This is a genomic window from Pseudomonas sp. R9.37, assembly GCF_963878885.1.
Lineage (GTDB): Bacteria > Pseudomonadota > Gammaproteobacteria > Pseudomonadales > Pseudomonadaceae > Aquipseudomonas.
Genome location: NZ_CAWNZA010000002.1, coordinates 202,744 through 213,252, shown reverse-complemented (window position 1 = coordinate 213,252; position 10,509 = coordinate 202,744). Strand labels below are relative to the sequence as shown.

At 60.1% G+C, this 10,509-nt stretch carries 8 protein-coding genes; 5 read left to right on the top strand and 3 right to left on the bottom strand.

What is annotated here, in order from left to right:
- Positions 1–2: 2 nt before the first annotated feature.
- From AACU78_RS02005 to AACU78_RS01985, 5 genes are all read left to right on the top strand, one after another.
- The gene (locus tag AACU78_RS02005) at positions 3–872 is read left to right on the top strand and encodes a cell division protein FtsQ/DivIB (protein WP_106579561.1); all 870 of its coding nucleotides are present in this window, start codon (positions 3–5) and stop codon (positions 870–872) included.
- Between the two features lie 15 nt (positions 873–887).
- A complete protein-coding gene (gene ftsA, locus AACU78_RS02000) occupies positions 888–2,153 on the top strand; it encodes a cell division protein FtsA (protein ID WP_017138181.1) in 1,266 nt (421 codons plus the stop codon).
- Between the two features lie 66 nt (positions 2,154–2,219).
- On the top strand, positions 2,220–3,425 hold the full coding sequence (ftsZ, locus tag AACU78_RS01995) for a cell division protein FtsZ (RefSeq protein ID WP_017138180.1): 1,206 nt from the start codon (positions 2,220–2,222) through the stop codon (positions 3,423–3,425).
- A 112-nt stretch (positions 3,426–3,537) separates the two neighbouring features.
- The gene (lpxC, locus tag AACU78_RS01990; RefSeq protein ID WP_003216227.1) at positions 3,538–4,449 is read left to right on the top strand and encodes a UDP-3-O-acyl-N-acetylglucosamine deacetylase; all 912 of its coding nucleotides are present in this window, start codon (positions 3,538–3,540) and stop codon (positions 4,447–4,449) included.
- 260 nt (positions 4,450–4,709) lie between these two features.
- The gene (locus tag AACU78_RS01985; protein ID WP_106579560.1) at positions 4,710–5,708 is read left to right on the top strand and encodes a hypothetical protein; all 999 of its coding nucleotides are present in this window, start codon (positions 4,710–4,712) and stop codon (positions 5,706–5,708) included.
- 139 nt (positions 5,709–5,847) lie between these two features.
- Here AACU78_RS01985 and AACU78_RS01980 read toward each other — a convergent pair whose 3' ends face one another.
- The 3 genes from AACU78_RS01980 to AACU78_RS01970 all read right to left on the bottom strand — a co-directional run bounded on the left by AACU78_RS01980 (position 5,848) and on the right by AACU78_RS01970 (position 10,304).
- Positions 5,848–7,341, bottom strand: coding sequence for a sensor domain-containing diguanylate cyclase (locus AACU78_RS01980; protein WP_106579559.1), 1,494 nt, complete (start codon positions 7,339–7,341; stop codon positions 5,848–5,850).
- A 60-nt stretch (positions 7,342–7,401) separates the two neighbouring features.
- Positions 7,402–8,895, bottom strand: coding sequence for a GGDEF domain-containing protein (locus AACU78_RS01975; protein WP_106579558.1), 1,494 nt, complete (start codon positions 8,893–8,895; stop codon positions 7,402–7,404).
- An 86-nt stretch (positions 8,896–8,981) separates the two neighbouring features.
- Positions 8,982–10,304, bottom strand: a complete 1,323-nt coding sequence (locus AACU78_RS01970; RefSeq protein ID WP_106579557.1) for an OprD family porin — start codon at positions 10,302–10,304, stop codon at positions 8,982–8,984.
- Positions 10,305–10,509: the final 205 nt, after the last annotated feature.

Genomic DNA, 10,509 nt, shown 5'->3' with positions numbered 1-10,509 from the left:
ACATGAACGGCGCATCGCTTCGTCATCAGCCCCCACCAGCACCCGGCCGCAAGCCGGTGCCACGGGGTGCCAGCCGGATGGTGGCTAAAGAGCCGATGTCGGCGCGCCTGCCGAAAGCCAACTTTGGTTTCCTCAAGGCGCTGTTCTGGCCGGTGCTGCTGGTGGCGTTGGGCTTTGGCACCTACGAAGGTGCGCAGCGCCTGTTGCCGTATGCCGATCGGCCGATCACCAAGATCAGTGTGCAGGGCGACTTGAGCTACATCAGCCAGCAAGCGGTACAGCAGCGCATCGGCCCGTACCTGGCGGCGAGCTTCTTTACCATCGACCTGGCCGGTATGCGCTCGGAGCTGGAGCAGATGCCATGGATCGCCCATGCCGAAGTCCGCCGCGTTTGGCCGGACCAGGTGACGATCCGCCTGGAAGAACAACTGCCCGTGGCCCGTTGGGGCGATGAAGCGCTGTTGAACAACCAGGGCCAGGCGTTCACCCCGCGTGAGCTGGCCAACTATGAGCACCTGCCGCAGCTGTTCGGGCCGCAGCGGGCGCAGCAGCAAGTGATGCAGCAGTATCAGGCCTTGAGCCAGATGCTGCGGCCACTGGGCTTCTCCATCGCACGCCTGGAATTGCGTGAGCGGGGCAGCTGGTTTTTGACCACCGGGGCAGGCAGTTCCGGCCCGGGCATCGAGTTGTTGCTGGGACGCGACCGCTTGGTGGAAAAGATGCGCCGCTTTATTGCCATCTATGACAAGACCTTGAAAGAACAGATTACGAACATTGCGAGCGTCGACCTGCGTTACGCCAACGGCCTGGCCGTCGGCTGGCGTGAACCAGCTGCGCCGACGACAGCCAAACCCGCTGTCGCGAAGAATTAAGAAGAGGCAGGACCCATGGCAAACGTGCAAAGCGGCAAAATGATCGTCGGTCTCGATATCGGCACCTCCAAGGTGGTGGCGCTGGTCGGCGAGGTCGGGGAAGACGGTGTTATCGAAATCGTCGGTATCGGCACGCATCCGTCCCGGGGCCTGAAGAAGGGCGTGGTGGTGAACATCGAGTCCACCGTGCAATCGATCCAGCGCGCGATTGAAGAAGCGCAGCTGATGGCCGGCTGCCGGATTCACTCGGCGTTCGTCGGCGTGGCCGGCAACCATATCCGCAGCCTGAATTCCCACGGCATCGTGGCAATCCGCGACCGTGAAGTCAGCTCGGCGGACCTTGAGCGTGTACTCGACGCGGCCCAGGCCGTGGCGATCCCGGCTGACCAGCGCGTGCTGCACACCCTGCCGCAGGACTACGTGATCGACAACCAGGAAGGCGTTCGCGAGCCGCTGGGCATGTCGGGCGTACGTCTGGAAGCCAAGGTTCACGTGGTGACCTGCGCCGTCAATGCTGCACAGAACATTGAAAAATGCGTGCGCCGCTGCGGTCTGGAAATCGACGACATCATTCTCGAGCAGCTTGCTTCGGCTTATTCGGTACTGACCGACGACGAAAAAGAGCTGGGCGTGTGCCTGGTGGACATCGGCGGCGGCACCACTGACATCGCGATCTTCACCGAGGGTGCGATCCGTCACACCGCCGTGATCCCGATTGCCGGCGACCAGGTCACCAACGACATCGCCATGGCGCTGCGTACACCGACCCAGTACGCCGAAGAAATCAAGATTCGCTACGCCTGCGCCCTGGCCAAACTGGCCGGTGCCGGTGAAACCATCAAGGTGCCCAGTGTCGGCGACCGCCCACCGCGTGAGCTGTCGCGCCAGGCGCTGGCCGAAGTGGTCGAGCCGCGCTACGACGAGCTGTTCACCCTGATCCAGGCTGAGCTGCGCCGCAGCGGTTACGAAGATTTGATCCCGGCCGGCATTGTGCTGACCGGTGGCACCTCGAAGATGGAAGGCGCGGTCGAACTGGCCGAGGAAATCTTCCACATGCCTGTCCGTCTGGGCGTGCCCCATGGCGTCAAAGGCCTGGGCGACGTAGTGCGCAACCCGATTTATTCCACCGGTGTGGGCTTGCTGTTGTACGGGCTGCAAAAGCAGACCGACGGCATTTCCCTGTCGGGCCCGAGCATTCGTGACAGCTACCGCGGTGGCGACGACGAAGCCAAAGCGCCGTTGTTCGAGCGCTTGCAGGCTTGGGTGAAAGGCAATTTCTAAAGATTTACCGCAACACCGTAATAAGCAGTAGGCGAAAAAACTAGAGAAAACGAAAGGAGAGGGAACATGTTCGAACTCGTAGACAACATCCCCGCAAGCCCGGTTATCAAAGTAATCGGTGTCGGCGGTGGCGGCGGCAACGCTGTCAACCACATGGTCAAGAGCAACATTGAAGGCGTTGAATTCATCTGCGCCAACACTGATGCCCAGGCGCTGAAAAGCATCGGCGCGCGGACCATCCTGCAATTGGGCACAGCCGTGACCAAGGGCCTCGGCGCTGGCGCCAACCCGGAAGTCGGCCGTCAAGCCGCGCTGGAAGACCGCGAGCGTATTGCTGAAGTGCTGCAAGGCACCAACATGGTGTTCATCACCACCGGCATGGGCGGCGGTACTGGTACCGGTGCAGCCCCGATCATTGCCGAAGTGGCCAAGGAAATGGGCATCCTGACCGTTGCTGTCGTAACGCGTCCGTTCCCGTTCGAAGGTCGCAAGCGCATGCAGATCGCCGACGAAGGTATCCGTCTGCTGTCTGAAAGCGTTGACTCGTTGATCACCATTCCCAACGAGAAACTGCTGACCATCCTGGGCAAGGACGCAAGCCTGCTGTCCGCATTTGCCAAGGCTGACGATGTACTGGCCGGTGCCGTTCGCGGTATCTCCGACATCATCAAGCGCCCAGGCATGATCAACGTCGACTTTGCCGACGTACGTACCGTGATGAGCGAAATGGGCATGGCGATGATGGGCACTGGCTGCGCCAGCGGTCCGAACCGTGCACGTGAAGCCACTGAAGCGGCGATCCGCAACCCATTGCTGGAAGACGTGAACCTGCAAGGCGCACGCGGCATCCTGGTGAACATCACCGCCGGTCCTGACCTGTCCCTGGGTGAGTACTCCGACGTGGGTAGCATCATCGAAGCCTTCGCTTCCGAGCACGCGATGGTCAAAGTCGGTACCGTTATCGATCCGGACATGCGTGATGAACTGCACGTGACCGTGGTTGCTACCGGCCTGGGCGCAAAAATCGAGAAGCCTGTAAAGGTCATCGACAATACCGTTCACACCGGCCACAACAGTCACGCCAGCCAGCAAGCTGCCGCTCCAGCGCCTGCGCGCCAGGAACTGCCGTCGGTGAACTACCGTGATCTGGACCGTCCGACCGTGATGCGCAACCAGGCTCAGGCCGGTGCTGCGGCGTCCCGTAGCCCGAATCCGCAAGATGATCTGGACTACCTGGACATCCCGGCATTCCTGCGTCGTCAGGCCGATTAATGGAATGTATCAGGGCTATGAAGGTGATTGGTGTTCAGCAAAGGTCTGGTCTGTTATTATCGCCAGCCTTTGTTGATACCAGTTCGCAATTTGCGCTGAAGCGGTCCAAGCCATGATTAAACAACGCACCCTGAAGAATATTATCCGTGCCACAGGTGTAGGTCTGCACTCCGGGGAGAAGGTATACCTGACCCTCAAGCCCGCACCTGTCGACACCGGCATCGTGTTTGTTCGTGCCGACCTGGACCCTGTGGTGCAGATTCCTGCTCGCGCGGAAAACGTTGGCGAAACCACTATGTCGACCACTCTGGTCAACGGTGACGTCAAAGTGGACACGGTGGAGCACTTGCTCTCGGCCATGGCTGGCCTGGGCATCGATAACGCCTACGTCGAGCTCTCCGCGTCCGAAGTCCCTATCATGGATGGCAGCGCTGGACCCTTCGTATTCTTGATTCAATCTGCCGGCCTGGAAGAACAGGACGCAGCCAAGAAGTTCATTCGCATTCTGCGGGAAGTGACAGTAGAAGACGGCGACAAGCGCGCCACCTTCGTTCCGTTCGAAGGCTTTAAAGTGAGCTTTGAGATCGATTTCGATCACCCGGTATTCCGTGACCGCACACAAAGTGCAAGCGTGGATTTTTCCAGCACTTCGTTCGTAAAAGAAGTCAGCCGCGCCCGTACCTTTGGTTTCATGAGTGACATCGAGTACCTGCGCAAGCACAACCTCGCACTCGGCGGCAGCGTTGAAAACGCCATCGTGGTCGACGCGGATGGTGTACTGAACGAAGACGGCCTTCGCTATGAAGACGAATTCGTGAAGCACAAGATCCTCGATGCAATCGGTGACCTCTACCTGCTGGGCAATAGCCTGATAGGCGAGTTCAAAGGCTTCAAGTCGGGCCACGCCCTTAACAACCAGCTGCTGCGCAAGTTGATTGCACAGACAGATGCTTGGGAAGTCGTGACCTTCGAAGATGCCAGCACCGCACCGATCTCTTACATGCGTCCCGTTGCGGCGGTGTAAGTAACAACTCTCTTCTTTAGTTTTGAAAGGCCACCCTCGGGTGGCCTTTTTTTATGCTTAAAAAATAGCAAGTTGCGCGGTAATGACATTGTCGTGAAACGTGCTGCAACTTTCGACGGTGTTTTTGTAGGAACTGATACTTTTTCGTGTACCACACAGTCTTCGTGAGGCCGTTGAATATAGACCCAACAGCTAAACGAGTTTTTAACTAACGCGAGATCAGTGAATACATACCTATTACTGTTGAAGGAATATCGATCATGAACGCTATCGCTCCAGCCGCTGTATACCGTAGCCCTGACCCTCAGCAACAAAACGTCAACAATAATCCACCCGAGCGCTCTTTTGCCGCGCCCTATACGGCGAATGTGTTCGGCGGTGTAGCGAAGTTTCAGCCGATCCCCACGGTGTCTTTTTTTCCGCGAACCTATGCCACCATCGCCGCCAGGCTCACGCCGATTCCTGGCGGCCCGAGCGCGGGTGTGAGCGCAACGGCGCGCTTTGATCCCGTCATCAGCTTACGTCCCAACGACAGCGGCGGCCTCACCGTCAGCTTCGCACCAAAGATGCAACTGGAAGTCGGCGGCAGTTTGAGGGCCGGCATTCCGAATATTTTAGGCACGGGCGTGGGTTTCAATGTGGGCGGCAGCCTTTCACAGCGGTTTACGTTTGGCGCACCTGAATTCAGCGCCACTGTCCAACCCAGTGGTGAATTAAACTTTAACGCTAATCTGAAGCCTTCAATTGTCAGCCAGCAATTATTGAGTGTGAATGGCGGTCTGGAGGGCAGCCTTGCCAGTTCTGGTGTTAGTGTGGGCGGTGGTGTGAACCAAAGTGTGACGCATATAACCGGGCAACATATAAATGTCGGCGGGCCGGGTCTTCAGTTCACACTGTTTCCCACCGGTAAACCGACGATCACGCAAAATTTCGACAACACATTATCTATCACCAATAGTTATACTTTTTCTCCCCGCACAAGTGTTAACGCAAATGTTCGAGCAGGGCAGGTTGGCGCCAATGGCGGAGGAGGCGTGTCACCGTCATTTACCCTTCAACACAAAGTTACCTTCAGCACTGACCTGACCAGCAAGTCCGCGCCAAAACACGAGTTTTCCGCTATCTCGGGCGTTTTCGTCGATGGCTCTTTCGGTTTAAGCGTGTCTCTGTTGCCCCCGCAGTTTCCATTGAGTGTGACAGCGCAAGTCGGTGCTGACCCAAGAGTCTCAGTGTCAGGAGGTGGCAGCTACACGCTGTGAAAGCTGCCCTGTGAAGCACGTACTGATTCATTGTCATCAGCAGCAGGCGCCGTCAGCATCGGGATCAAACCCGGGCTGGCGGTGCGGCGGGCGTCCTTGCTCCAACCGCACTGACTGAGTGGCCCAGGTGGCAGGCTTTTCAGGGAAGGGCTGCGGCGTCCACGATGCGATTGCGCCCGCTGTGTTTGGCCTCATACAGCGCCTGGTCCGCACTCAGTAACAATGCCTCCAGCGACACACGGCTGCGTTTGTCCCAGGTACTCATGCCGATACTCACCGTAATCGGCCGTTCGGCGCCGGCAAACCGTGGCAAGTGCTCGACGCTGCTGCGGATATGCTCGGCGATCACCCAGGCGCCCTTGGCGTCGGTGTGCGGCAGCACCACCGCAAATTCCTCCCCGCCATAACGCGCCGCCAGGTCAGCCGGGCGGCGGATGTTGTCATCAATGACCCTGGCCACCGTGCGCAGAGCCTCGTCACCACCGTGGTGACCATGGCGGTCATTGAAGGCCTTGAAGTGGTCAACGTCGATCATCAGCAGCGTCAGCGGTTCGGTCGAGCGCTGCGCGCGGTCCCATTCCAGGCGCAGGCGCTGATCGAGGGTGCGACGGTTTGCCAGGCCGGTCAGGGCATCGGTGGCTGCCAGTTCTGACAGCACTTGCTCGGCGCGGTGACGGCGGCGCAGCTCATTGCTGAGCATCCAGCTGAGCCACAGCAGACCGATGCACAGCACGCCCGTCGCCAGGCTGATCAGCAAGGCTGCGCGTTTCCATTGAGCGAAAACTTCATCGCTGGACAGCGCCACTGCGACGATCAGCGGCAAATTGCCGACCGTGGAAAAGCTGTAGAGCCGCTCTCGGTGGTCGACACTGGAGACGCCGCGAAAGCTGCCGTCGCGCTCCTTGAGCATGCGCGCTACGTTCGGTCGCTGGCTCAGGTCCTGGTCGATCATGTCCAGTTCGAGCATGGGATGCTGCGCCAGCAGGATGCCCTGCTGGTTGATCAGGTTGATGGTGCTGTTGCTGCCGATATTCAGGCTGCTGAACAGCTGGTGAAAGTAAGACAAGCGCATGGAGGCCACCGCCACCCCCTGGAAGCGCCCGTCCGGCCCGGAAACACGGCGGCTGAACGCAATGCGCCATTGGTCGTCACACACGCAGCGCGCCATGAACGGACGGCTGATGTACAGCCCGATTTCGGGGTCTTTGCGCTGCACCTGGAAATAGTCGCGATCAGCGAAGTTGCCGGACTTGGGCGTGAGCAAGGACGAGTCGGCGATTACCTCGCCATTGGCGTCCAGCAGCAGGATGTCGCCCTTGTAGGGCGCGGCCGCGGAGCGGTCGAACAGCACCAGATGGCGGATATCGGCAGAGACGCTGTGCAGGTCGTTGCGCTCGGCGGCGGCGATCAGGCCCTTGAGGGCCATGTCGTAGAGTTCGACGTTGCGCAGTACATCGGCGTCAATCAGTTGGGTAATGTTGTTCGCGGTGCGCGTGGCGGTCTGCAGGGTATTGGCGTGTTCGCGAATCAGCAGCACCGCCACGATCGCCACGATCAGCAGGGCTGTGAGGACACTGCCAAGGATCAGCAGGCGTTCCGGGCGACGTGTAGGGCGAGAAAGGCTTGGGCTCATCGGGCGTACTTCTGCGTCGAGGATGCCATTAGCGTAGTCCGTGTATGGCGTTGCAGCAGGTCAGAGCCCGGTGGCCTCCTCAATGTGATTTCGCCCACTGTGCTTGGCCTCATACAGTGCCTGATCCGCGTGCAACAGCAGCGTCTCGAGTGACAGGCGACTGCGTTTATCCCAGGTACTCATGCCGATACTCACGGTGATCGGCTGTTCAGCGCCGGCGACGCGCGGCAGGTGTTCGACTCCGCTGCGGATATGCTCGGCGATCACCCAGGCGCCCCTGGCGTCGGTGTCCGGCAGCACCACCGCAAACTCTTCCCCGCCATACCGCGCGGCCAGGTCAGCGGGACGACGGATGTTGTTGCCGATCACCTGGGCGACCGTGCGCAGTGCCTCGTCACCGCCGTGGTGGCCGTGGCGGTCGTTGAAAGCCTTGAAGTGGTCCACGTCGATCATCAACAGCGTCAGCGGCTCGGTGGAGCGCTGCGCGCGGTCCCACTCCAGGCGCAGGCGCTGGTCCAGGGTGCGACGGTTGGCCAGGCCGGTCAGGGCATCGGTAGCGGCCAGCTCCGACAGCACTTGCTCGGCGCGATAGCGCCGGCGCAGTTCGCGGCGCAGCATCCAGGTCAGCCATAACAGGCCAATGCAGAGCACGCCGGTGGCGCCGCTGGTGAGCAGCGCGGCGCGTTTCCACGGGGCGAACACGTCTTCGCTGGCCAGCGCCACCACCACAATCAGCGGTAATTCACCGACATTGGTGAAGGTGTACAAACGTTCGGTGCCAGTGATGGCCGAGATCGCCCGAAAGCTGCCTTCGCCTTCGCGCAGTATGCGTTTGAAGTTGGGCCGATCGCTGAGGTCCTTGTCGATCATGTCGCGCTCCAGCAACGGCTGCTGGGCGAGAAGAATTCCCTGATTGTTCAGCAGGTTCACCGAACTGCCATTGCCGATGGTGAGGCGGTTGAACAATTGATCGAAATACGCCAGGCGCATCGTTGCCACCGCGACACCGGCAAACTCGCCGTCCGGCCCCGTGACGCGACGACTGAATGCGATGCGCCAGACTTGATCGCAGTTGCAGCGAATCCTGAATGGGCGGCTGATAAACAGCCCGGCCTGGGCATTCTGTCGATGCGCCTGGAAGTAATCACGGTTAGCGAAATTGCGTGGCGTTGGCCACAGCGTCGAGGAGTCGGCAATCACTGCACCGTCGGCATCGAGCAACAGCACTTCGCCTTTGAAGGGCGCGGCGGTGGATTGATCAAACTGCACCATGTGCCGAATGTCCGGTGACGCCTGAGCCAGGTCCTTGCGCGTGGTGGCCGTAATCAGGCCCTGCAGCGCCAGGTCATAGAGCTCGACGTTACGCAGCACGTCGGCATTGATCAGTTGGGTGATATTGGTGGTCGCGCGCTGGGCGGCCTGGACGGTGCTGGCGTGTTCGCGGGTCAGCAGCGCCGCGACGATGATCACAATCAGGGTGACGGTCAGGCCGCTGCCCAGAATCAGCAGAAGCTCCGGGCGTGCAGGTAAGGAAGGAGGGCGGAGTTGACTCATCGCGCAGGCTTCAGCAGGGAAGATGCTGGCAGTTTAGTTCTACGCGATGAAAATTAGATCACGGGTTAAAAAGAAAGATCTGCGGGTTAGAACACGTTGATCGGGTAATCCACGATCACCCGGTATTCATCCACATCCCGATCCACCGCCGAGTAGCCCTCGCCGCCGCGGTTGGTCGCCCACTGCAGGCGCACGGCCAGGTCCTTGGCTTTGCCGCCTTGCACCACGTACTTCAAGTCGATGTCGCGCTCCCAGTGTTTGGCGTCCTTGCCGTCGGCGCTGTACCAGGCACTGTAGCCACGGCTGTTGGGGTCGACCTTGGTCAGGTCGGTCTTGCCGCTGATGTAGGACACGGCGGACGTCAGCCCCGGCATGCCCAGGCCTGCGAAGTCATAGGCGTACTTCAGCTTCCACGAGCGCTCGTTGGGGCCGTTGAAGTCTGAGTATTGCTGGGAGTTGTCCAGGTAGATGCTGTCGCCCTGGCTGATGTAGTCGAACGGCGTGTTGCCGTTAACCCGCTGGTAGGCGGCGGTGAGGCTGTGGTTGCCCACGCCCACGGTGAAATGCAGGCTGTAAGTGTTGTTGTCGATGCTGCCCAGCAGCGACCGGCCGGTGTCCTGGGTGTGGTAGTAGTGCAGGCCGGGGTTGAGGCTGACCAGGTCGTTCAGCGCGTAGGTGTAATCCAGGTCGTAGTAGTACTGGTGCCACACGTCCTTGAGTTCGGAGGCGTACAGGTTGCTGGTAACGCCCGGGATGGCGCTGAACGACACACCGGCCCAGTTCAGGTGCCGGCTGTCGGCGTGGTCCGGCAGCGCGCCGTAGCTGGTGCCGATGCGTCGGTGGCCGCTCTGGTTGTAGAGCTTGGTGAAACTGGCTTGGCCGCCTTCAAGCATCCAGCCGTCGAAGCTGTGGTTGGTCAGGCTAACGCCGCGGAAATCCTGCGGCAGCATGCGCGTCATGCCGCCGGCGATTACCGGGTTGTTGAGGAACAGGTCGCCGGCTTTCAGCTCGGTGTCGAAGGCGCGCATTTTCAAGGTGCCGCCTGCGGTGGAGAACGAGCCGGGCGCTTTGCCGTTGCCGCTGCCATACGGCAGGATGCTGGAGCCGTCGGTGCCGCCACCGCCGTCGAGCTTGAGGCCGAGCATGGCGTTGAGGTCCAGGCCGAAGCCGACCGTGCCTTGGGTGTAGCCGGATTCGAAAGTGCCGATGAAGCCTTGGCCCCATTCCTTGCTGTCATCGGTGTGGATGTCGCGACGGTCGCGGTTCATGTAGTAGTTGCGGGTGTTGATCTTGAGGCTTGCGCCGTCGACGAAACCGTCGGCGGGGGTGGTGTCTGCCGCTTGGGCCAGGGGGGCGATCGTTGTTGCAATCGCTAGGAATAGCGGGGTGAACGTCAGCGAGTTCTTCACCGGTGGAGCTCCTTTGGTCAATCGTAAGCGGCCAATGTCGTGGGGGTGTGCCTGGCCTTTTTTACTGCAAAAAAAAGCCGCTGAAGTCAGCGGCTTTGAACAGATTCCCAGTGTAGAGCCCTGGAAATAAGTCGAGGGAAATTTGGGTGAGCGGGAAGCTGTGTTTGCCGTCGCTCAAGGGTGCGTCAAATTAACGCAGGTGAGC